At 75.3% G+C, this 22,898-nt stretch carries 16 protein-coding genes; 11 read left to right on the forward strand and 5 right to left on the reverse strand.

Features of this window, described 5'->3' with window-relative positions:
• Positions 1–136: 136 nt before the first annotated feature.
• Positions 137–640: an NUDIX hydrolase gene (locus HCJ94_RS10275; protein WP_168000752.1), complete on the reverse strand. Its 504-nt coding sequence runs from the start codon at positions 638–640 to the stop codon at positions 137–139.
• A 104-nt stretch (positions 641–744) separates the two neighbouring features.
• Between HCJ94_RS10275 and lgt the strand changes: the two genes are divergently transcribed.
• The gene (lgt, locus tag HCJ94_RS10280; RefSeq protein ID WP_168000753.1) at positions 745–1,944 is read left to right on the forward strand and encodes a prolipoprotein diacylglyceryl transferase; all 1,200 of its coding nucleotides are present in this window, start codon (positions 745–747) and stop codon (positions 1,942–1,944) included.
• A gap of 14 nt (positions 1,945–1,958) precedes the next feature.
• Positions 1,959–3,146 (forward strand): FAD-dependent oxidoreductase, encoded by a 1,188-nt coding sequence (locus tag HCJ94_RS10285; RefSeq protein ID WP_168000754.1) that lies wholly within the window; start codon positions 1,959–1,961, stop codon positions 3,144–3,146.
• Between the two features lie 287 nt (positions 3,147–3,433).
• Here the strand turns inward: HCJ94_RS10285 and HCJ94_RS10290 are convergent, their stop codons facing one another.
• Positions 3,434–4,270 (reverse strand): GNAT family N-acetyltransferase, encoded by an 837-nt coding sequence (locus HCJ94_RS10290; RefSeq protein ID WP_168000878.1) that lies wholly within the window; start codon positions 4,268–4,270, stop codon positions 3,434–3,436.
• Between the two features lie 155 nt (positions 4,271–4,425).
• On the opposite strand from HCJ94_RS10290, the gene gltB reads away from it, so the two are divergent.
• The 8 genes from gltB (at position 4,426) to HCJ94_RS10330 (ending at position 20,241) form a co-directional block, all read left to right on the forward strand.
• Complete coding sequence (gene gltB / locus HCJ94_RS10295) at positions 4,426–9,114, forward strand: glutamate synthase large subunit (RefSeq protein WP_168000755.1); 4,689 nt, start codon at positions 4,426–4,428, stop codon at positions 9,112–9,114.
• On the forward strand, positions 9,107–10,615 hold the full coding sequence (locus HCJ94_RS10300) for a glutamate synthase subunit beta (RefSeq protein WP_168000756.1): 1,509 nt from the start codon (positions 9,107–9,109) through the stop codon (positions 10,613–10,615). The genes gltB and HCJ94_RS10300 overlap by 8 nt, the downstream gene beginning before the upstream one ends.
• A 214-nt stretch (positions 10,616–10,829) precedes the next feature.
• Positions 10,830–12,281, forward strand: coding sequence for an MFS transporter (locus HCJ94_RS10305; RefSeq protein ID WP_168000757.1), 1,452 nt, complete (start codon positions 10,830–10,832; stop codon positions 12,279–12,281).
• 173 nt (positions 12,282–12,454) lie between these two features.
• Positions 12,455–13,252, forward strand: a complete 798-nt coding sequence (locus tag HCJ94_RS10310) for an SGNH/GDSL hydrolase family protein (RefSeq protein WP_168000758.1) — start codon at positions 12,455–12,457, stop codon at positions 13,250–13,252.
• A gap of 76 nt (positions 13,253–13,328) precedes the next feature.
• Positions 13,329–16,064 carry a type 1 periplasmic-binding domain-containing protein gene (locus HCJ94_RS10315; RefSeq protein WP_309227214.1) on the forward strand — a complete coding sequence of 912 codons (2,736 nt, stop codon included), beginning with the start codon at positions 13,329–13,331 and terminating at the stop codon, positions 16,062–16,064.
• Between the two features lie 176 nt (positions 16,065–16,240).
• Positions 16,241–18,904, forward strand: a complete 2,664-nt coding sequence (locus HCJ94_RS30910) for an FtsK/SpoIIIE domain-containing protein (RefSeq protein ID WP_168000759.1) — start codon at positions 16,241–16,243, stop codon at positions 18,902–18,904.
• 2 nt (positions 18,905–18,906) lie between these two features.
• On the forward strand, positions 18,907–19,746 hold the full coding sequence (locus HCJ94_RS10325) for a hypothetical protein (RefSeq protein ID WP_168000760.1): 840 nt from the start codon (positions 18,907–18,909) through the stop codon (positions 19,744–19,746).
• A gap of 72 nt (positions 19,747–19,818) precedes the next feature.
• Entirely contained in the window at positions 19,819–20,241 is a 423-nt protein-coding gene (locus tag HCJ94_RS10330; RefSeq protein WP_168000761.1) for a hypothetical protein, read from the forward strand.
• Positions 20,242–20,253: 12 nt separating this feature from the next.
• On the opposite strand, the gene HCJ94_RS10335 is transcribed toward HCJ94_RS10330, so the two are convergent.
• A complete protein-coding gene (locus tag HCJ94_RS10335; RefSeq protein WP_168000762.1) occupies positions 20,254–20,439 on the reverse strand; it encodes a hypothetical protein in 186 nt (61 codons plus the stop codon).
• 253 nt (positions 20,440–20,692) lie between these two features.
• Between HCJ94_RS10335 and HCJ94_RS10340 the strand changes: the two genes are divergently transcribed.
• Positions 20,693–20,911, forward strand: a complete 219-nt coding sequence (locus HCJ94_RS10340; protein ID WP_168000763.1) for a winged helix-turn-helix domain-containing protein — start codon at positions 20,693–20,695, stop codon at positions 20,909–20,911.
• Between the two features lie 34 nt (positions 20,912–20,945).
• Here the strand turns inward: HCJ94_RS10340 and HCJ94_RS10345 are convergent, their stop codons facing one another.
• Complete coding sequence (locus HCJ94_RS10345) at positions 20,946–21,374, reverse strand: nitroreductase family deazaflavin-dependent oxidoreductase (RefSeq protein WP_168000764.1); 429 nt, start codon at positions 21,372–21,374, stop codon at positions 20,946–20,948.
• 70 nt (positions 21,375–21,444) lie between these two features.
• On the reverse strand, positions 21,445–22,785 hold the full coding sequence (locus HCJ94_RS31150; protein WP_168000765.1) for a pentapeptide repeat-containing protein: 1,341 nt from the start codon (positions 22,783–22,785) through the stop codon (positions 21,445–21,447).
• Positions 22,786–22,898: the final 113 nt, after the last annotated feature.

A 22,898-nucleotide genomic window follows, 5' to 3' on the forward strand; every position in this document is an offset into this window, starting at 1 on the left:
CCACCCGCGCCCCCGTCGATCTTGCAGTTTAGGCCCCTCCTTTGCGCGGAATGCCCTCTTTGTCCGGGCAGAAGGTGCAAGATCGCGGGGGCGCGGCTCGGGCGCGCGGGGCGGGGCGGTGGCGCGGGTCGGGCGGTCAGGGGTGGGTTGCGGGGGTTGCCGGGGGGACGCTGCGCGGGGTCGGGGGAGCGGGCGGCGGCGGGAAGTCGCGGACGACACCGCTGCGACCCGACAGGGCGTCGGCCAGGGCGGCGCGGGTGGTCGGGGTCAGCACCTCGGGCAGCGTGGTCGGGTCGTGCCAGGAGAGGCGGCAGCCGCCGGTCGGGGCGCCCGCCGGCGCCGAACCGACCGTGCGGGCGCGGAAGACGTGCACGAGCACGTCGGGCAGCGGGCCGCCCCGGCCCGCCGGCGGCGTGCCCGGCTCCGCCAGGTGGTAGAGCCCGACGAGGTCGACCACGTCGATGTCCCAGCCGGTCTCGGCCCGGATGTCCCGGCGCACCGCCCGGACCGGGCTCTCCCCCGGGCGCAGGCGCCCGCCGGGCAGCGCGTACCGGCGTTCGCCCCGGCCCTGACGGCACAGCAGCACCCGACCGGCGCCGTCGGTGACGACGGCGGCGACGGCCCAGGTGAGCGCGCTCATGACACCCGAGCCTACGGCGGTGGCCACCGGAAGTCATGGAACGGCGACCGGGCCGGCGGACCGGGGTGCCACGGGAGGGCCGGTCGGCGGTAGCCTGTGCATCCGTGACCCTCGCCTCGCAGACACCCCTGGCGGCCCTGCCCAGCCCGACCACCGCCGTGTGGCAGGTGGGCCCGGCGCCGATCCGGGCGTACGCGCTCTGCATCATCGTCGGCATCGTGGTGGCCTGCTGGGTCACCGAGCGGCGGCTGCGCCAGCGCGGCGTCGCGCCCGGCGCGGTGCTCGACATCGCGGTGTGGGCGGTGCCGGCCGGCATCATCGGCGCCCGCATCTACCACGTGATCACCTCCCCGGAGAAGTACTTCGGCACCGGCGGCGACTGGCTGAAGGTGTTCTTCGTCTGGGAGGGCGGCCTCGGGATCTGGGGCGCCATCGCGGGCGGCGCGGTCGGCGCGTGGTTCGCCGCCCGCCAGCTCGGCATCCCGTTCGCCGTGGTGGCCGACGCCGCCGCCCCGGGCCTGGCGCTGGCGCAGGCGATCGGCCGGCTCGGCAACTGGTTCAACAACGAGCTGTACGGCGGCCGCACCACTCTGCCCTGGGGGCTGGAGATCCACCGGATGGACCCGGACAACCCGGGCCGGGCGCTGCGCGACGACGCGGGCCGGCCCATCCTGGAGGAGGGTCTCTACCACCCCACCTTCGCCTACGAGCTGCTGTGGAACCTGGGCGTCGCCGCCCTGGTCCTCGTCCTCGACCGCCGGTTCAAGCTGGGCCGCGGTCGGGCGTTCGCGCTCTACGTGATGGGCTACACGGCCGGCCGGTTCTGGATCGAGCTGATGCGCACCGACGAGGCGAACACGATCCTCGGCGTACGCCTGAACGTCTGGACGGCGGCGGTGGTCTTCCTCGGCGCGCTGGTCTACTTCCTGCGGGTGCGCGGCCCCCGGGAGTACCTGGTCCCGGTCGGCGCCACCGCGACGCCCGCCCCCGAGTCGGACCTGTCCCAGGTCGACCTGTCGGCCCGCGAGGCGGGTTCGCGCCCGGTGGCCCCGGAGGGGTACCGGGTTGTCGACGAGGAACAGTTCCGGCGCTGGCGGGAGACCGGCGAGCTGCCGCCCGAGGCGGCGGACGTGCCCGCGGCCCGCGCCGACGACGCGGACGCCGACGAGGCGCCGACCGCCGCCGACGCCGCCCCGGCCGACCGATCGCCCGAGCCGGCGCGCCAGGCGGCGGGCGGTGACGCGGAGGCCGGGGACGCCGGGGCGCCGGACGCCGGCGCCCGCCCCGCCGACCGCGACAGCTGAGCGGGGGGCGCCGCATGCGCAGCTCGGTCGTGATCGGAGCCGGCATCGGCGGTCTCGCGGTCGCCGGCGCGCTGGCCCGCTCGGGGTGGCGTGTCACCCTCGTCGAGCGGGCCGACCGGATCCGCCCGGAGCCCACGGCCGTGGTGCTCTGGCCCAACGGGGTCCGCGCACTGCACGCCCTCGGCCTCGGTGCCGGGCTGGACGCGATCGCCACGCCGCTTCCCGACGGCGGGGTACGCCGTCCCGACGGCCAGTGGCTGGTGCAGCCCCGCCCCACCCCGGCCGACCGGATGCCGGTCGTGGTGCACCGCGAGGACCTGCACGACGCGCTCATCGCCGGGCTGGGTGACGGGGTCGAGCTGCGGACCGGCGTGACGGTCCGCACGGTCCGCGCCGAGTCCGGCGCCCGCCCGTCGGTCGGCGACGGGCGGCACACGATCGAGGCCGACCTGGTAATCGCCGCCGACGGCACCGACAGTGTCGTCCGTCGGCAGCTCGCCCCCGAGGCGGCCGTGGTCAGCTCCGGCTCCGCCGCCTGGCGGGCGGTGATCCCCTGGTACCGGGCGCCCCGGCTGCCCGCCGACACCCTGCCCGCCGGCGAGGTCCTCGGCGCCGGATACCGGTTCGTGTCGGCGTCGCTCGGCGAGCGCGGCTCCTCCGGGGCGTCCAGCCGCGGCGGCATCTACTGGGTGGCCACGGCCGCCGGCGCGCCCCGGCCCGAGCCGCCGGAGACCCAGCTCGCCCTGCTGCGCCGCTGGTACGCGGGCTGGCCCGCCCCGATCGCCGACCTGCTCGACGCCACCGACCCCGCCGACCTGGTGCAGCAGGAGATCCGCGAGCTGCGCCCGCTGCCCCGCGCGTACGGCTTCCCGGCCGGCCCGGGGGGAGTGGTGCTGCTCGGTGACGCGGCCCACGCCATGCCGCCGCACCTCGGCCAGGGCGCCTGCCTCGCCTTCGAGGACGCCGCCACGCTCGCCGCGCTGCTGCGCGAGTCCCGGCTACCCGACGCGGTGGTCGCGTACGACCGGGTGCGCCGGCCCCGCGCGGCGGCGGTGGTCCGGCAGACCCGCCGCATGTCGGCGGTGCTCCAGGCCCGGGGGCGTCTCGCCCTGCGGGCCCGCGACGCCGCCCTCGGCACGCTGAGCCCCCGCCTGCTGGCCAGCGCCGCCGCGAGCGCGGCGCAGTGGCGCCCGCCGTCCTGACGCCGCTTCCGCCCGCCGCTCCGTCCAGCGTTCCGGGAGTGTCCCGCCGCGTCGCGATTCCCCGGGGAGTCCGGTGTCGCGCCCGGCGCCCCTTTGCTCTGCTTCACCCCACGCACTGGATTCGGGGCGACGTCGTTGCGTCCGTTGAAGCAGAGCAAGGCCCGTAGCGAAAGGCCCGAAGCGAGCGAGGGGAGCAGCGCGCGAGGGAAGCAGCGCACCAGGGGAGCAGCGCGCAAGGGGGAGGCGGACAAGCGGGTGAGCCACGCGGGAGGTGCCGCGCGCCCGGGTCAGGGGACGACGGGCGCGGGTTCGGCGATGCAGGCGGTGCCGATGCGGCGGAAACCGACCCGCAGGTAGACGCGGGCGATCTCCTCGCTGCCCGCGGAGAGGAAGACCAGGTCGGTGCCGGCGGCGCGCAGCGCCCGGGCCAGGGCGGCGGTGACCGCGGCGCCCAGGCCGCGGCGGCGGCCGGCCGGCAGGGTGGCCACACCGGCGATCTCGGCGACGTCGCCGACCCGCATCGCCATCCCGCTGGCCAACGCCCCCTCCTGCGCCGTGCCGGCCAGGGCCGACAGCCGCCGGCCGTCGGCGACGCGGGCCCGCTCCTCCTCCAGCGCCGCCATGTCGAGTTCGGGGAGGGCGGCGTCGCGCTCGGCGGGGCCGCCCGCACCCCGGCCGGTGCCGGGTGCCGCGAAGCCGACCGCGGCGACGGCCCGGCGGGCGGCCACCGCCGCCGCGAAGTCCGGGTCCGCCGGATCGAGCAGCCGCACCGGTACGTCGGTGAGCGTCGCCGGGTCGGCCAGGGCGGCCGGGTCGAGCACCATCAGCGGCGCCTCGAGCACGGACAGGCCCGCCGAGCGGGCGATGGCCAACAGGTCGGGCGTGACCTCGTGGACCCATTCGAAGGCCTCCGGCAACCCGAGCTCCCGCTGGCGCTCGCGGACGGCCGCGACGTCGGCGAGGGTGGGGGCCGCGGCGGCGTCGAGGCGGGGCCGGGCGTAGAACGGCCAGCCGGCGTCCTCGCGGACGAACAGCACCAGGGCACCGTGCTCCTCGGCGCGGGCGGCGTCACGCGGCACCGCGTCGTAGAAACGCTCCAGCCGGTCGACCGTATCCTTGTGCAGGGGATCCACCGCGCGAGACTACACGTCCCAGACTCTGGAAGGTGTGATCAATCTGCACTGGCCTTGCGCCGACCCCCCTAACGTAGACTCAAATGACCCCTGAGGGCCGACGTCGTCCCCACCGAGATCCAACCTGAGTGACGACAGGAGGCCCGGTGGCCTTTCCGTACCCGCACAGCAGCCCGCAGCAGGTCCCGCACCTCGGCCCCGGCGCGCCGGCGGCCGGGCTCTACGATCCCGCGCACGAGCATGACGCCTGCGGGGTGGCCTTCGTGGCGGACCTGCACGGCCGGCGCTCGCACGCGGTCGTGGCGAACGGGCTCGGCGCGCTCTGCCGGCTGGACCACCGGGGTGCCCGCGGCGCGGAGCCGAACACGGGCGACGGCGCCGGAATCATGATCCAGGTGCCGGACGCGTTCCTGCGTACGGTGGTGGACTTCCCGCTGCCGCCCGCCGGCGAGTACGCGACCGGCCTGGTCTTCCTGCCCGACGACGACGAGGCCGAGGCGCGCGCCCGCCGGGTGGTGGAGAAGTACGCGCTGGTCGAGGGCGCCGACCTGCTCGGGTGGCGGGACGTGCCGGTCGACCCGTCCGGCCTCGGCGAGACGGCCCTCGCGGCGATGCCCCGGGTACGGCAGCTGTTCCTCGCCGCGCACCGGCTGACCGACTCGCCGGACGGCCCGGCCGGGTCCCGCCTCGGCGGCGTCGAGCTGGAGCGGGTGGCGTTCTGCGTCCGCAAGCAGGCCGAGCGGGAGTCCGCCGAGCGCGGCGTGCCGGCGTACTTCCCGTCCCTGTCCGGCCGGACGATGGTCTGGAAGGGCATGCTCACCCCGGACCAGTTGCCGGAGTTCTACCCGGAGCTGACCGACGAGCGGGTGGAGAGCGCGATCGCGCTGGTGCACTCCCGCTTCTCGACCAACACGTTCCCGTCCTGGCCGCTGGCGCACCCGTACCGCTTCATCGCCCACAACGGCGAGATCAACACCATCCGCGGGAACCGCAACTGGATGCAGGCCCGGGAGGCGCTGCTGCGCACCGCGAACCTGCCGGGGAACATCCGCCGGATCTTCCCGGTCTGCACGCCCGCCGCCTCCGACTCGGCCAACTTCGACGAGGTCCTCGAACTGCTGCACCTCGCCGGGCGGAGCCTGCCGCACGCGGTGCTGATGATGATCCCCGAGGCGTGGGAGAACGACCCGGACATGCGCGCCGACAAGCGCGCCTTCTACCGGTTCCACGCCAGCCTGATGGAGCCGTGGGACGGGCCGGCGTCGGTGGCGTTCACCGACGGCGAGATCGTCGGCGCGGTGCTGGACCGCAACGGCCTGCGCCCGGGCCGCTGGTGGCAGACCGCGGACGGGCTGGTCGTGCTCGGCAGCGAGGCGGGTGTGCTCGACCTGGACCCGGCCACCGTCGTCGCCAAGGGGCGCCTCCAGCCGGGGAAGATGTTCCTGGTCGACACCGTCGCCGGCCGGATCGTGCACGACGACGAGATCAAGGCGGAGCTGGCCGCGGAGCGGCCGTACGCCGACTGGCTGCACGCCGGTCTGATCGATCTGACCGATCTGCCGGCCCGCGAGCACATCGTCTACACCCACGACTCGGTCCGCCGCCGGCAGCAGACCTTCGGCTACACCGAGGAGGAGCTGAAGATCCTCCTCGCGCCGATGGCGCGCGCCGGCGCCGAGCCGATCGGCTCGATGGGCACGGACACGCCGATCTCCCCGCTGTCCACCCGGCCGCGGCTGCTCTACGACTACTTCCACCAGCTCTTCGCCCAGGTCACCAACCCGCCGCTGGACGCGATCCGCGAGGAGCTGGTGACCAGCCTGCAGTCCACCATCGGTCCGGAGGGCAACCTGCTCGACCCGGGCCCGGCGAGCTGCCGGCAGATCGTGCTGCCGTACCCGGTGATCGACAACGACGAGCTGGCGAAGATCCTCTCCATCGACGAGGACGGGGACCTGCCCGGCTTCAAGGCGGTCCGGGTCTCCGGGCTGTACCGGGTGCGCGAGGGCGGCGCCGGCATCAAGGCCCGCCTGACCGAAATCTGCCGGCACGTCTCCGAGGCGATCGAGGACGGCGTCCGCATCCTGGTGCTGTCCGACCGGGACTCCAACGCCGACCTGGCCCCGATCCCGTCGCTGCTGCTCACCGCGGCGGTGCACCAGCACCTGGTCCGCGAGCAGACCCGTACGCAGGTGGCGCTGATCGTGGAGTCCGGGGACTGCCGGGAGGTGCACCACGCGGCGGTGCTGATCGGGTACGGCGCGGCGGCGGTCAACCCGTACCTGGCCTTCGAGTCGGTGGAGGACATGATCTCCACCGGCGCGCTGGTCGGCGTGGAACCCGCCACGGCGGTCCGCAACTACGTCAAGGCGCTCGGCAAGGGCGTCCTGAAGATCATGTCCAAGATGGGCATCTCCACGGTGTCCTCGTACTGCGGCGCGCAGGTCTTCGAGGCGGTCGGGCTGGACACCCGCCTGGTCGAGCGCTACTTCCGGGGCACCCCCAGCAAGATCGGCGGCATCGGGCTGGGCGAGATCCACGCCGAGGTGGCCGCCCGGCACTCCCGCGCCTGGCCCGCGCCGGGCGCGACGGCCACCGACCTGCTGGAGGTCGGCGGCGAGTACCAGTGGCGCCGTGAGGGCGAGCTGCACCTGTTCAACCCGGAGACGGTCTTCCTGCTCCAGCACGCCACCCGCAGCCGGCAGTACGACGTCTTCCGGAAGTACACCGCGAAGGTCGACGAGCTGGCCGCGAAGGCCGGGTCGCTGCGCGGCCTGTTCACGCTGCGCGCCGGGGTGCGCCCGCCGGTGCCGATCGAGGAGGTGGAGCCGGCCACCGAGATCGTCAAGCGGTTCGCGACCGGCGCCATGTCGTACGGGTCGATCTCGGCCGAGGCGCACGAGACCCTCGCGATCGCGATGAACCGCCTCGGCGGCCGGTCCAACACCGGCGAGGGCGGCGAGGACGTCGAGCGGCTGTACGACCCCGAGCGCCGCTCGTCGGTCAAGCAGATCGCCAGCGGCCGCTTCGGCGTGACGACGGAGTACCTGGTCAACGCCGACGACCTCCAGATCAAGATGGCGCAGGGCGCCAAGCCCGGCGAGGGCGGCCAGCTGCCCGGCAACAAGGTCTGGCCGTGGATCGCAAGGACCCGCCACGCCACGCCCGGCGTCGGGCTGATCTCCCCGCCGCCGCACCACGACATCTACTCCATCGAGGACCTGGCCCAGCTGGTGCACGACCTGAAGTGCGTCAACCCGTCCTCGCGGGTGCACGTCAAGCTGGTCAGCGAGGTCGGCGTGGGCACGGTCGCGGCGGGCGTGGCCAAGCTCAAGGCCGACGTCATCCTCATCTCCGGCCACGACGGCGGCACCGGCGCGTCCCCGCTGAACTCGTTGAAGCACGCCGGCACCCCGTGGGAGCTGGGCCTGGCGGAGGCGCAGCAGACGCTGCTGCTCAACAAGCTCCGCGACCGGGTCACCGTGCAGGTCGACGGCCAGCTCAAGACCGGCCGGGACGTCCTGATCGCGGCGCTGCTCGGCGCGGAGGAGTTCGGCTTCGCCACCGCCCCGCTGATCGTCGAGGGCTGCGTGATGATGCGGGTCTGCCACCTGGACACCTGCCCGGTCGGCATCGCGACGCAGAACCCGGTGCTGCGCGAGCGGTTCACCGGCAAGCCGGAGTTCGTGGAGAACTTCTTCCTCTTCCTCGCCGAGGAGGTCCGCGGGTACCTGGCCGAGCTGGGCCTGCGGTCGATCGACGAGGCGATCGGGCGGACCGAGCTGCTCGACGTCACCCCGGCGATCGACCACTGGAAGGCCGCCGGCCTCGACCTCGCCCCGGTGCTGTACCTGCCGGAGCTGCCGGAGGGCACCGCCCGCCGGGGCGTCCGCGCCCAGGACCACGGCCTGGAGCTGGCGCTGGACAACGAGCTGATCGCGCTCGCCGAGCCGGCCCTGCGCGACGGCGTCCACGTCCGCGTCGAGGTGCCGGTGCGCAACGAGCACCGCAGCGTCGGCGCGATGCTCGGCGGTGAGGTCGTTCGCCGGCACGGCGGCGCCGGCCTGCCCACCGACACCATCGAGTTCGACCTGCGGGGCACGGCCGGGCAGTCGTTCGGCGCGTTCCTGCCGCGCGGGGTCACCCTGCGGCTGCACGGCGACGCCAACGACTACGTCGGCAAGGGCCTCTCCGGCGGCCGGCTGGTGGTCCGGCCGGACGAGGCCGCGCCGTTCGTGAACTCCGAGGCCACCGAGGGCGCGCGGGCCGAGGACCAGATCATCGCCGGCAACACGATCCTGTACGGGGCGACCGCGGGCGAGGTCTTCCTGCGCGGCCGGGTGGGGGAGCGGTTCGCGGTGCGCAACTCGGGCGCGGTGGCCGTCGTCGAGGGCGTCGGCGACCACGGCTGCGAGTACATGACCGGTGGCACCGTGGTGGTGCTCGGCCCGACCGGGCGCAACTTCGCGGCCGGCATGTCCGGCGGGACCGCGTTCGTGTGGCGGCTGGACCGGCGGCGCGTGAACGCCGAGCTGGTCGACCTGGCGCCGCTGCGCGAGGAGGAGCGGGCCGCGCTGCACGAGTTGGTGCAGCGGCACTTCGCCGAGACCGACTCGGCGGTCGCCGAGGAGCTGCTCAAGCGCTGGCCGGAGGCGGTGGAGGAGTTCACCGCCGTGGTGCCCCGGGACTACCGCCGGGTGCTGGAGATCATGCGGGCCGCCGAAGCCGCCGGCCACGACGTCGACGACGCGGTGATGAGCGCCCTGGGCGCGCCGTCGGCCGCGTCGGTGCCGCCCGCCCCGCGGGCGGTCGCCCAGGAGGTGGCTCGTGCCTGACCCGAACGGTTTCCTGCGCTACGACCGGCGGCTGCCCGCGCGCCGGCCGGTGCCGGTGCGGATCATGGACTGGCGCGAGGTGTACCCGCCGGCCGGCGAGGACCTGGTCCGCGAGCAGGCCACCCGCTGCATGGACTGCGGCATCCCGTTCTGCCACGACGGCTGCCCGCTGGGCAACCGCATCCCGGACTGGAACGACCTGGTCCGCACCGGCAACTGGGACGCCGCGGTGGAGTCGCTGCACGCCACCAACAACTTCCCGGAGTTCACCGGCCGGCTGTGCCCGGCGCCCTGCGAGGCGGCCTGCGTGCTCGGCCTCGGCGGGCAGCAGCCGGTCACCATCAAGCAGGTCGAGGTGGAGATCGCCGACGCGGCCGTGGCCCGTGGCGGGCTGCGTCCCCGGCCGGTGCCGGCGCCGACCGGGAAGTCCGTCGCGGTGGTCGGCTCCGGCCCGGCCGGGCTCGCCGCCGCACAGCAGCTGGCGCGCGCCGGTCACGCCGTCACCGTGTACGAGCGCGACGACGCCCTCGGCGGCCTGCTGCGGTACGGCATCCCCGACTTCAAGCTGGAGAAGCACCACATCGACCGGCGGCTGGCGCAGCTCGCCGCCGAGGGGGTGCGCTTCCGCACCGGGGTGAACGTCGGCGTCGACGTGACCGCCGAGGAACTGCGCGCCGAGCACGACGCGGTGCTGCTCGCCTGCGGCGCGCTCGCCGGCCGGGACACCCCGGGCACGCCGGGCCGGGCGCTGCGCGGCGTCCACCAGGCGATGGAGCACCTGGTCGCCGCCAACCGGGTGGTCGCCGCCGCCGGGGACGGCAACCCGGCGCTCGCGGTGCTGCCCGACGGCACCCCGATCGACGCGGCCGCCAAGCACGTCGTGATCATCGGCGGCGGCGACACGGCGGCCGACTGCCTGGGCGTCGCCCACCGGCAGGGCGCGGCCGGCGTGCACCAGCTCGACCTGTACCCGCAGCCGCCCCGCTCCCGGGACGAGGAGCGCGACCCGTGGCCGACGTGGCCGTGGGTCCTGCGCGAGTACCCGGCCCACGAGGAGGGTGGCGAGCGCGTCTTCGCCGTGGCCGTACAGGAGTTCGTCGACGACGGCACCGGCGCGGTGCGGGCGGTCCGCATCGCCGAGGTGACCGTGGAGAAGCGCGACGGCCGGCGCATCGTCACCGCGCTGCCCGGCTCGGAGCGGGAACTGCCGGCCGACCTGGTCCTGCTGGCGATCGGCTTCGAGGGCACCGAGGAGCAGCCGCTGCTCGACCAGCTCGGGGTGACCCGCAACCCGCGTGGCGCGGTGGACGCCCGCCCGGACTGGCAGACCGACGTCGACGGGGTGTTCGTCGCGGGCGACATGCACCGCGGCGCCTCGCTGATCGTGTGGGCGATCGCGGAGGGCCGGGCGGCGGCCTCGGCCATCCACGCGTACCTGGGCGGCGCGGGGTCGCTCCCCGCTCCGGTGGAGCCCGCCGCGCAGCCCCTCGCAGCCCGCTGACCTCGCCGGACGCCCCGGTTCCGGCCCTCGCGGGGCCCTGGGACCGGGGCGTCGGCGTGTCCGGTTCGTGCCCGGTTGGTGCCGGCCGCCCGGACCCACCGGTGAACCCCCTCACGAACAGGGGCGGAGAGGTTTAGCGCGGGTCAGACTTGTCGCCGGCCGGACCCGGACGGGTCCGGCTTTCGTCTGTCGCCGTCCTGGCCGGGAGGTCCTCGTGGCGCTCGGAACCACCTTCGCCGCGCTGCGTCACCGCAACTACCGCATCTGGGCCGCCGCCGGGTTCGTCTCCGTCGTCGGCACCTGGATGCAGGTGCTCGGAGTCAACTGGTACGTGCTGGCCGAGACCGGTTCGGCGACGTCGATGGGGCTCGCCATCCTTCTCCAGGCGATCCCCACCCTCCTGCTCAGCGCGTGGGGCGGGGCACTGGCCGACCGGCTGCCCGCCCGTCCGCTGCTGATCGGGGCGCAGGGCGCCCACGCGGCGCTCGCGGCCGGCCTCGCCGTGGTGGCCGCGACCGGCGCCGGCGGGCTCCCGGCCATCTACGCGATCTCGCTCGCCTCCGGCGCGGTGTCCGCGATCGAGGGCCCGATGATGGGCCGCTGGGCCTCGACGTTGGTGGACCGGGACACTCTCGGCAACGCGCTCGCCCTCGGGTCGCTCACCAACTCCGCCGGGCGCATCCTCGGCATGAGCGCCGGCGCCGTCGTGGTCGCCGCCGCCGGCCCCGCGCTGCTGTTCGCCGTCAACGCCGCGAGCTTCGTCGCGGTGGTGGTGGCCCTGTGCGCCGTCCGCGAGCGCGACCGGTACGCCCCGGAGCCGGTCGACGCGGCACCGGACTCCGGTGGGATCCGGGCCGGCTTCCGCTACCTGCTGCGGCAGCCGGTGGTGCTGGTGGCGCTGGCCCTGTCCTTCGTACTGGGCAGCCTCGGCCGCAACTACCAGGTGACGATGGCCGCGATGAGCGACGGGCCGCTCGGCGGGGGCGCCGCCGGGTACGGGCTGCTGTCCACCGTCTTCGCCGTCGGCACCGTACTCGGGGCGCTCGTGGCCGCGCGTCGTCGCGATCTCGGCTACGGTGTGCTGATCGGCGCCGGACTGCTGGCCAGCGCGCTGCAGATCGTCGCGGGGCTGGCGCCGGGCACCCTGAGCTTCGCCGCCGTCATCCTGCCCGTGGCCGCCGCCGCGGTGGTCATCGACACCACTGTCGGCACCCGGGCCCAGCTCGACACCGACTACGCGATGCGCGGGCGGGTGCTCGGCGCGCTGGCGGTGACCGGGTCCGTGTCGGCCGCTGTCGGCGCGCCGCTGCTCGGCTGGCTCTCCGAGCACGCCGGTCCCCGGCAGACCCTGGTGCTGGCCGGTGCGGTCACCGTGGTGGCCGCCGCCGCGGCCGGGGTGGCCCTCGACCGGCTGCGGGAGCGCCGGCTGTGCAACCGGGTCGCGCGGGTGCTCGCCGCCTCCCGGGTACGGCGTCCGGCCCGCCGGGTCGCCGCGTCCGCGGGCCGGGTCGTCCGCCCGGCGTCGCGGGCCGTCGAGGGCGTCCGACCGTCCCCGCACGGTGCCGTCCGGGCGCCACGGGTCGGGGTGGGCCCGTGGTCCCGGCGGCCGTCGACGACCCGGCCGCGGAACCGCACCGGTGCCGGAGCGCCCCTGCCGGGCCGGTGACCGGAGCCCGTTCACCATCTCCTCCGGGTGCGCCAGGCAGGGACTCCATCGCTGAACGCCTATTCACTTGATCTAAATGTTTCGATAGCATTACCGGCTAGTAACAACCGTTGCATCCCTGGCCACGCGCGCGGTCACAGGGCCCCACCACCCCTGTCCTGTGGAGGTCCCTCATGCCACACCGCCCGCTGGCCCGCGCCCTGGGCGCGCTGGTCGCCGTCCTCACCTCCGTCACCGGCGCGGTGCTCGTCCCCGGCACCGCGCAGGCCGCGACCGTCAACTACGTCGCCCTCGGCGACTCCTACTCCTCCGGCGTCGGCGCCGGCCCGTACGACCTGTCCGGCTGCCTGCGCAGCCAGAAGTCGTACGCCCCGCTCTGGGCCGCGGCCAACGCCGTGACCAGCTTCCGCTTCCCCGCCTGCGGCGGCGCGGTCACCGCCGACGTCATCAACGAGCAGGTGAGCTCCCTGAGCACCAGCACCACCCTGGTGACCATCACGATCGGCGGCAACGACGCCGGCTTCGCGGACGTGATGACCACCTGCCGGTTCGGCAGCACCTCCAGCTGCACCAACGCCGTCAACAACGCCAAGTCGTTCGCCACCACCACCCTCCCGGGCCGGCTGGACGCCACGTACGCGGCCATCCGCAACCGGGCCCCGAACGCCCGCCTGATCGTGCTCGGTTACCCGCGCCTGTTCGAGACCACCTACTGTGGGCTGTTCGCGATGAGCACCTACAAGCGGACGATCCTCAACGAGGCCGCCGACGTGCTCGCCGGCGTCATCGCCGCCCGGGCCGCCGCGGCCGGGGCCACCTTCGCCGACACCCGCCCCTACTTCGCCGGCCACGGCGTGTGCGCGTCCGACCCGTGGATCCGGGACGTCACCGGGGTCATCGAGGCGTACCACCCGGACGCCGACGGCTACCGCTACGGCTACCTGCCCGCGCTGAACGCCGTCACCCGCTGACCCGCACGGCCCGGCGGCCGACGGTCCACCCCGGACCGCCGGCCGCCGGCCGTCTTGCCGAGATCCGCCACACTGGGTGGATCGGACGGACACGGTGCGCCACTGCCCGGAGGTGACCATGCGGGAGTCGACCAGCCAGAAACCCCCCACCCGGGACCGGCTGCCGATCGGCGGGTGGGAGTTCCTCGCGCTGCTCGCGCGCCTGCTGCCCCGGCCGCGCCGGGGCGACCGCCGGCTTCCGGTGCTCTGGCTCGTCCGTCCGCCCGGCACGCCCGACGTGCTGGCGCTCGTCCGTCGGTTCCTCGGGCAGGGCCCCCGACGGCGCGTGCCGCACGCCGTCATCGACGCCGCCGCGCAGCCTCCCGGCACCGAGGTCCCCGCGCTCCTGCGCGACCTGCACCGGCAACTCTCGCTGGAGGCCTTCGGCACGGCCCGGCTCCGGTTCCGGCACTACCCGCTCGCCGACTGGCTGATGCAGCAGAGCCTCAGCGTCGGGCTGGACGCCGACGAGGGCCGTTCCGCGCTGGTCCGCCGGCTGCGCGACCGTCGCGGGCCACGCGGCGCCGCCGAGCCCCTGCCCGCCGGCGGGGACACCGTGTCGATCGCCTCGCACGTGCTGCTCTGGCTGGTCCGCCGGGCCGTCCCCGGGGCGGTGTTCCGGCTCGCCGTCTCCGGTCGGGTGCCCGTGATCGGCCGGCACTACCGCTGGTTCATGCGCCAGCAGTACCTGGCGCCACGGCAGTCGGTCACCTTTCTCGGCTTCGCCGAACGGCTCACCGCCGGGTGGCGCGACGGGGAGCAGCCCGACCAGGTCAACAAGCTGCTGCTGCACGCGTTCCTGGAGGACCTGCGCCAGGCGTACCGGCGGCGGCCGTGGCGTCCGGCCGACTGGCGTCGCACCGCGTACCCGGTGCTGCTGCTCGACAACGTCGCCCCCGGCAACCTCGGGCACGTGCTGGTCTGCCTGCTGACCGACGTCCGCAACGAGACCGGGCGCAACGACCCGCTGCTCGTGGTCGCGGCCGGCGACGAACCCCCGGCGGAGCTGACCGAGCCGCACCCCCTCGACGAGGCCGACGAGGCGTACGACGAATGGTCCGCGGCCCTGCCCGAGATGCGCCGGCTGCGCCGGGCGGCGGCCTGGCTGGTGGTGCTTCGGCCCGATCCGGTCGAGACCGGCCCGCCGCCGCGCGGCGGCCTGCGCCCGTTCAGCGCGCCCGAGCCGCCCTGGTGGTCCCGCCGGTTCCTGCCGGCGGCGCTGGCCGTGGTGCTGGTCGCCACCGGTGGCGCCTGGGCCGGCACCCGGTGGGGCACCGGCTGCCACCCGTCGCTGAGCGGCGGGCGGGTCGCGGTCGAGCTGGTCGACGGCGAGTGCGTCGGCTACAGCGACAGCGCGGCCCAACTGTTCAACGACGACCCCGGCCAGGATCGGCTGCGCGCGGTCCAGGAGCGCATCTTCGCCCAGAACCGGGCCGCCGAGGAGGTGTGGCGGCGCAGCGATCGCCGCCGTCCCTACCTGACCCTGGTCTACTTCGGCACCCTCACCGGCAACCGCACCCGGGCCGACGAGGAGTCCTACGTGTCCGAACGCGAGGAACTGGAGGGGATGGCGACCGCCCAGTACGCGCTGCTCAAGGAGTCGGCCGGCGCGGACGGCGCCGCGCTGCTGCGCGTCGTCGTCGCCAACGGCGGCCGGCAGATGCGGCACGCCGACCGGGCGGTCGCGATGCTCGCCGACCTCGCCCGCGACGATCCCACGGTGCTCGGCGTGGTCGGCATGGTGGAGAGCCGCGCCAGCACCGCGCGGGCCCTCGCCGAGCTCAACCGGGTCGGCCTGCCGGTCCTCGCACCCACCCTGTCGGCCGACCGGATGGACGCCAACTCGCGCCTCTACCTCCAGGTCAGCGCGCCCAACACCGACCAGGTGCGGATGGTCGAGGCGTACGCCCGGCAGGTGCTCAAGGTCGACGAGGCGCACGTCTACTGGACGACCGGGGAGGGCAGCTCCTTCGAGAAGGATCTCTACGTGAACACCCTCGTCGACGGCCTGAAGGAGCGCTTCGGTGCGCGGCTCACCCGGCTGGAGGAGTGGCGCACCGGCAAGCGGCTCACCGCCGAGTGCGGCTACGACGGCCTGCTCTTCTTCGCCGGCCGCTGGTCGGAGTTCGACGGCTTCCTGCGCGCCCTGCGCGAGTGCGGCGACAACCCGCCCCGGCACCTCGTCGGCGACGACTCGGTCAACCGCTACATCGCCAACCCCGGGCTGCGCGCCGCCGCCCCCGGCAACATCCCCGTCACGTACGTGTCGAAGGCGTCGCTGGGCACCTGCGCGGCGTTGCGGGCCGCGCAGCAACGGCGCGACGAGGCCCGGGCGAGCTTCCTGACCTGGATCCAGGCCGACGACCTGCTCGACCCGCCGCGCTGCCGCCCCGACCGGCCGCACCCCGTCGGCGAGCGGGTGAGCCTCGCGTACGACGCGGCGATGATGATGGTCCGCGCGGTGGAGAGCCTCGCGGCGCGGCTGCACCACGCCGACGCGGGGCAGCGGTGGGAGCCGACGGCGGTCAACCCGGTCGGCGTGCACGCCGAGGTGCTGCGGCAGAACGCCGGCACCGGCTACCCGGGGGTGTCCGGCCTGATCCGGTACCCGCCCGACTCCGGCGAGCCGGTCGACAAGCGGCTCGCGTTGCTGCGGGTCGAGCGGGTGCCCGACGTGGCCGCCGAGCCGGTCGAGGTCTGGCACTGCGGCGCCGCCGACCGTCCCACCCCGACGCCCGCCCCGTGCGCGGCCACCGGGTCGCCCCCGCGCTGACCGGCGTGTCGCGTCGCGTTCGGACTGTCCCGGCGTCCCCGGGGTCGGTTAGGGTTCTCGGCGGACCAGGCCGTGCCTCGAAGCCACCGCCCCGCCGCGCCGTGCGCCCCTCGGGCCACGCGGCGGGAGGTGGGGACACGGCCTGACAGGGCGAGGCGACGGGAGCGGCAACGAGGGTGGGCAGGCTCGCGTCGGCGTACGGCCAGGCGGTCGCGGCCCACCGCGCGGCCCGCGCGCACCTCGACACCGCCCGCCGGGCCCTCGGCGCGGCCCCGGCCCCGGCCGCCCCGGCGGGAGCCGCCGACCTGCTCGCGCGCCTCGCCCAGCTCGGCGACGCCCTCGCCACGCCCACCCCCGGCGCCACCCCGCTCGCGGCGGGCCCGGTGCCGGTCCGCCTCGGCGACGCCGACACGGCGGGCGGCGCCTTCCCGGTCGTCGTCCCGCTGGGCAGCGGCCACCACCTCGCGGTCGACACCGACGCCCGCGACCCCCGGGTCGCCGGTCTGCTGCGCGCCGTCGTGCTCCGCCTGCTCGCCACCGCCCCGCCCGGCGGGGTCCGGGTCGCCGGCCTCGACACCGCCGCGCTCGGCGCCACCTTCGGGCCGCTGCGCCCGCTCGTCGACGCCGGCGTGCTCGACCCGCCGGCGACCACCGAGGCCGAGGCCGGCGCGCTGCTCGACGCCGCCGAGGCGCACGCCCGCGCGGCCCGTGCCGTCGACCGCCCGGACCAGGAGCTGCTGCTCGTGGTCGCCGCGTCCCTGCCGCCACCCCGGGAGGCCGCCCGCCTCGCCGCGCTCACCCACGCCGGCCCGGCCGCCGCGGTGTGCGTCCTTTTCGCCGGGAGCGGGGCACCGGCCCTCGGCGCGACGACCAGCGTCCGGCTCACCGGGGAGCACGCCCACGTGGGCGACCCGCCCGGTGACCCGTTCAGCGTCGACGGCACCGGCCTGGCCGCCCCGGTACGCCTCGACGGCGACCCGCCGGCCGCGTCCGTGGCCGCCCTCGCCGGGCACCTGGGCGCCGCCGTCCGGCACGGCGCGACGGTGCGCTTCGCCGATCTGCTGCCCGAGCGGCGGTGGGCGGAGTCGTCCGCCGCCGGGCTGCGCACGGTCGTCGGCCGGGCCGGCCGCGACCCGGTCACCGTCGCGTTCGACGACGCCACTCCACACTGGCTGGTCGGCGGCCGCACCGGCGCCGGCAAGACGGTCTTCCTCCTCGACGTCCTGTACGGGCTGGCCGCCCGCTACTCCCCGGCCGAGCTCCAGCTCTACCTGCTCGACTTCAAGGAGGGGGTGAGCTTCACCGAGTTCGTCCCCACCGGCCGGGACCCGTCCTGGCTGCCGCACGCGCGGGCGGTCGGCATCGAATCCGACCGGGAGTACGGCGTCGCGGTCCTCCGCGAGCTGCGCCGGGAACTGCACCGCCGGGCCACCGCGTTCAAGCGGCACGGCGTCACCAAACTCGCCGACCTGCCCCGGGAGACGCCATTGCCCCGGGTCGTCGCGGTGGTCGACGAGTTCCACGTGCTGCTCGCCGGCAACGACCCGCTCGCCCGCGAGTCGGTCGACCTGCTGGAGGAGCTGGCCCGCAAGGGCCGCTCGTACGGCGTACACCTGGTGCTCGCCAGCCAGAGCACGACGGGCATCGAGGCCCTCTACGGCCGGGCGGAGGCGATCTTCGGGCAGTTCGCCCTGCGGGTGGCGCTGCCCGGCGGTGGCGGCGTGCTCGACCCGCTGAACGACTCCGCCGCCACCCTGCCGGTCGGGTCCGCCGTGCTCAACACCGCCGCCGGGGCGGCCGGCGCCGACACCGTCGTCCGCTTCCCCGACGCCCACGCGGCCGCCGCCGACCTGGCCCGGCTGCGCCACGAGCTGTGGGAGGCCCGCCCGTCCGGCGCGCGGCCCCCGTCGGTCTTCAAGGGGTACGACACCGCGCGGGTGGAGGACGACCCCACATTCACCGGGCTGCGTCCCGGTGGCCGCCGCCCGCTCGCCCTGGTCGGCCGCACGGTCGACGTGGACGGCACGTCGGCGCTGTTCCTGATGGACAGCACCCCCGGCCGGCACCTGGCGGTCGTGGGCACGTCCGTCGCCGCCGCCGAGGTGCTGCGCGCGGCCACCCTCAGCCTGGCCCGCCAGCACAACCCCGGTGACGCGCGGTTCCTGCTCGCCTCCCTCGTCACCGCCGCCGCCCCGGCCGTCGACGACACCGCCGACGTGCTCGCCGCCGCCGGCCACCCGGTCGAACGCCTCGACGCCCAGGCGCTGCGGGACCGGCTCGCCGTGCTCGCCGACGCGCCGTCGGCCACCGACAGCACGGACCAGCCGGCAACGGCCGGCGATGCTGCCCAGCCCGGGGCGACGGGTGGCGCTGGCGGGCCGGCGTCGGCCGGTGGTGCCGACCGACAGGGGGTGACCGGTGGCGCGGCCCGGCCGGGGGCGGCGGCCGGCACCGCCCGGACCTATCTCGTCGTGTTCGGGATGGACGCCGCGACCAGCGTGCTCGCGGCCGCCGACCCGACGACCTTCCGCAGCGGTCACGACGACCTGCGGCAGGTGCTCCGGCAGGGGCCCGGGCAGGGAGTGCACCTGCTCGGCTGGTGGCGCGGCCTGCGCCGGCTCGCCGACGACCTCGGCGGTACGCACAACCGCGACGACGTGGCCTGCCTCGTCGCCCTGAACGTGCCCGGCGCCGACCTCGGGCTGCACCTCGGCGTGCCCGACCTGAGCTACCAACCCCGCGCCGACCGGGCACTGCTGGTCGACCGGCACGACCACCGCACCCGGCTGATCGTGCCGTTCGCCCGGGCCGGCCAGCCCGACGACGACGGGGAGGGCTGAGCGTGGCCACCTTCGCCGACTACGCCGCGCTGGCCCGGCTGCTCGCGGAGCAGCGCCGCGCCGGCGAGCAGGGCGCCGCCGTGGAGGCGGAGCGCCGGCGCAACCTGCACGCCGCCGTCGACTCCCTCCAGCACCGGCTCACCGCCCAGGGGCAGCGCCTCGACCACCTCGGCCGCGCCATCGGCGCCGCGCACCCCACCGACGAGGTACCGCCCCACCCGGCACCGCCGGGCGCTTCGGGGTCCTCGTCCGGTCCCGCGTCGTCGACCGGGCACCCCGGCACGCACCACGAACCGGGGGAGGGGCAGTCCGGCGGCGCAGCCGCCGTGCCGGGGCGGCCGGGTGTCGGGGCGTACTCCCAGGGTCGTGAGACGGCGCTGGCGGTGCCGGCGGCGGGCGCGGTGCCCGGGCCTCGTGCGGGGGAGGTTGACCCGGCGGCGGAGCTGGAGCTGGCGCGGCGCTACGCCGACGAGGCCGACCGGCAGGGGCACCAGGCCGAGCTGCTGGCCCAGCGACCCCCGCTGCTGCCGACCTGGTCACCGGTGGCGCGGGCGCTAGCCGTGTACCTGGGCTGCGCCGCCGTCGGCGTGCTGCTCATGCTGGTCATGGTGCTCGCGTCCGGCGTCGGGGTGGTCGACCTCGGCACCCTGTACGCGTGGATGTGCGCGGGGCTGCCCGCCGTGTCGCTGATCGCGGGCTGGCTGGTGCTCGGCCGCTGGGGGAGGCCGCCGATGGTCGCCGGGACGCCGCCCCGCTACCCGGTGCTGGGCATCCTGGTCTGCTTCCTCGCCCTGCCGCTGGCCTACTGCGGCTACCTGCTGCTCTTCCGCGCCGTCTTCTGAGCGGTCCGCCAGCGGAAGATTTCGGCCCCTGGAGGGGCCGCTTCTTTCCACGGCCTGTCTAGGGTGGACAGCGTGACGGATGCGGTGCGTGACGGTGGTGTGCTCGACGGGTTCCACATCGGGTACGTGCCTGTCGGCGTCGGATCCGAGGTGTCCGACTTCGCCAGCGAGTGGGAGGACGTCCGCCTCGCCACCCGGGTCTGGGAGCGGCAGGTGACCGACGGCTATCGGGTCGACCTGCGCGTCCACGTCCTGCGGGGTGACCGGCTCACCGACCTCGCCGCGCTGCGGGACTTCCTCGCCGAGTACCAGGAGCGCGACCCGGCCTCGTGGGCCCCGACCGACTTCGCCCACGGCACGAGCCCGGGCGGGGTCACCGACGATCAGGCGTTCTGGCTCGTCGAACCCGGCGTCGCCGTGACCGTGCTGGTCGACCCGGAGCGCGTGGACCGAGACCAGGTGGTCGCCACGGCGCTCAGCATCCGCCCGGTCTGACGCGCCGACACGTCAGCCCGTGTTCCTGACCCTGGCGGTCTTGACCAGTTGGGCGAAGCGCACGTCGGTACACGGGTAATCCTCGCCGCAGCCGCAGAGCCAGCGGGCCACCACGCGAGGCGGATGAGCGAAGAGGATGTCGTCGGCGTCCGCGACATCCTCGCCGGACGCCAGGGGGGTGGTGTCGTCGTTGTCCACGGCGGCTCCTGTCCGAGTCCGAGTCCTGCTGATGCCGATGCCGCTGTCGTGCGGCGGCCACGGCACGCCCGGCCGGCCCTACGGGTCGACCGACCGGACGCTCTGCGCGGTGGGGAAGGACCAACTCCAAGGGTGCTGACCAGGGAGTCGATCGATTCGGAGCCTAGGATAACAAGCTATCGCAGTCAAGCTATCACTTGCGATAACAAGGTGAACGGTGGTCGAATGACGGTGCTGACCAGGGAGTACCGCCATGCCACCGAGCCCCAAGTGGGTTGAACTTGCTGAACACATCCGCAATCAGATCGCCTCGGGCGAGCTGTCGCCGGGCGAGAAGTTGCCGTCGACATCGCAGCTCTGCCAGATACATGGCGTCTCCGCGATCGTGGTCCGGAACGCGATGTTGACCCTCAAGGCGGAGGGCCTGGTGGTGGGTGTGCCCGGCGTGGGTGTGTTCGTCGCCGAGCGTTGAGGTCGCGCGGAATCGGTCCGGCGGGGCGGCCGCGTTAGGCGCGCTCCACGATCACCACCGGGATCTCCCGGTCGGTGTCCTTCTGGTAGCGGGCGTAGGTCGGGAACACCGCCGTCATCAGCTCCCACAGCCGGGATCGCTCCTCGGCGGTGGCGGTCCGCGCCCGGGCGGGGAAGCGCTCCGCGCCGACCTGCACCTGGACCTCCGGGTCGTCCCGCAGGTTCAGGTACCAGTACGGGTGGTGGGCCGCCCCTCCGTTCGAGGCCACCAGCAGGTAGCGGTCGCCGTCGCGGCCGTAGATCAGGGCGGTGCGGCGCAGCGTGCCGGAGCGGCGGCCCCGGGTGGTGAGCAGCAGGGCGGGATAGCCGTGGAACGTGCCGCCGTCGGCGCCGTCGCTGGCGACGTACCGCCGGACATGGCTGGCGACCCACCCGACCGGACTGTCCTCGATCACCTCGCTCATCCCCGCAGCGTAGCCGCTTCGGCGCGGCGGCAGATCCTCCAAGATCGCTCTCGCCGGCGCGGCGGACGCTTCAGGGCTCGGTCAGCAGCAGCCAGTCGTCGTCGACCGGGCTGGCATGCCAGCCGTCCGGCCAGACATGGGCGTGCGCCGTGCTCGCGCGAGCCTGGTCGACGCCGGGGCGGCGGGCGAACGTCGCCCCGCCGAATCTCGCCCGGCCGTGGAAGCGCGCGCGGCCGAAACTGCCCTTGTTCTCGAAGCGTGCCTGCTCGAACCACGCCTCGCCGCCGAACTCGGTGAACCGGAACATCGCCAGGTCGGCGAAGCGGGCTTGGCGGAAACCGGCGTACCCGCCGAACACGGCATGCTCCATGGACAGGCCGGCGCGGAAGTCCGCCTCGCGGAACGTGGCGCTGTCGGTGAACCGGGCGGTGTCGAAGGTGGCCGTCTCGCGGAACGTCGTGCCCCGGAACGTGGCCCGGCCGAAGGTGGCGCCCCGGCCGGACAGCACGCCCCCGAGGTCGGCCCGGTCGAAGCTGGCCCGCTCGACGTCCGCGCCGTCGAGCACGATCTCCGCGTCCCCGGTGGCTCCGTCGAGGAACAGTTCCTCGAACGTCGCCCCCAACGACAGCCGTCCGCGCAGGGTCGCGCCGGTGAGGCGGGTGGCGCCCGTGCAGACCGCCCCGGTGAGGTCGGCGTCGACCAGGGTGCAGCCGGTGGCGTCGAACCCGTCCAGCCGGGCGCCGGTCAGGTCCAGGCTGACGCCGGGCCAGAACTGGTCGCCGTCCGCGCGCAGGTGCCGGGTCAGCACCCGCTGGGCGGTGCGGCGTACCTCCGTCTCGCGCGGGTCGTCCGCCGGCGGCATCCGGAGGTACGCGCAGAGCACGGCCACGATGGTCGGCCGCTGCCCCGGATTGTCCTGACCGAGCCGCTCGAGGGCGTGCAGGCCGCCCAGGCGGACGGCGGCGTTGTCGCTGCCGAGCAGCTCGACGGCGCGGGTGTACAGCTCGGTCAGCCGGCGCTCGGCGGCGTCGTGCTCGGCCGCCTCGGCCTGGCGTTCCTGGTGCCGTTGCGCCGCGTCGGCGACGGCCTCCGCGTGCGCCTGGACGCGTTCGCGGTGCGTCTGGTCCTGGGCGGCGACGGCCTCCTGGTGCCGCTGCGCGCGTTCGCTGATCCACTGCCGGCGGGCGGCGAGCAGCAGCGCGAGGCCACCGCCGGTGCCGGCCACCACGGTCAGGCCGGTGCGGATGGCGTCGACGCGCAGCGTGGCCCGGGTGTCCGGCTGGGTGGCCCGGTCGGCCTCGCCGAGCAGCGAGTCCAGCACCCACCAGCCGAGGGCGACGGCGAGCAGCAGCCCGACCAGCACCAGCCACCACGGCATCACCCGCAGTCGCTCGTCGGGTGGTGAGGTCACGGCCACAGCATGCCACCGGGACGTCACCGGGTGGGGGACCGCGCCGACACCGTTGCCTCGCAACACCTTTCGTGGCGTCTCGACTCCAATATGGACAAACGGCACCCGGAATG

The sequence above is a fragment of the Micromonospora thermarum genome, from assembly GCF_012034245.1.
In the GTDB taxonomy this organism is placed as follows: Bacteria; Actinomycetota; Actinomycetes; order Mycobacteriales; family Micromonosporaceae; genus Micromonospora; species Micromonospora thermarum.

What these genes read in the sequence shown, in the direction of transcription:
- HCJ94_RS10340 (WP_168000763.1), top strand. Translation starts at nt 20,693, where the DNA reads ATGCCACCGAGCCCCAAGTGGGTTGAACTTGCTGAACACATCCGCAAT.
- HCJ94_RS10285 (WP_168000754.1), top strand. Translation starts at nt 1,959, where the DNA reads ATGCGCAGCTCGGTCGTGATCGGAGCCGGCATCGGCGGTCTCGCGGTC.
- HCJ94_RS10275 (WP_168000752.1), bottom strand. Translation starts at nt 640, where the DNA reads ATGAGCGCGCTCACCTGGGCCGTCGCCGCCGTCGTCACCGACGGCGCC.
- HCJ94_RS10310 (WP_168000758.1), top strand. Translation starts at nt 12,455, where the DNA reads ATGCCACACCGCCCGCTGGCCCGCGCCCTGGGCGCGCTGGTCGCCGTC.
- HCJ94_RS10345 (WP_168000764.1), bottom strand. Translation starts at nt 21,374, where the DNA reads ATGAGCGAGGTGATCGAGGACAGTCCGGTCGGGTGGGTCGCCAGCCAT.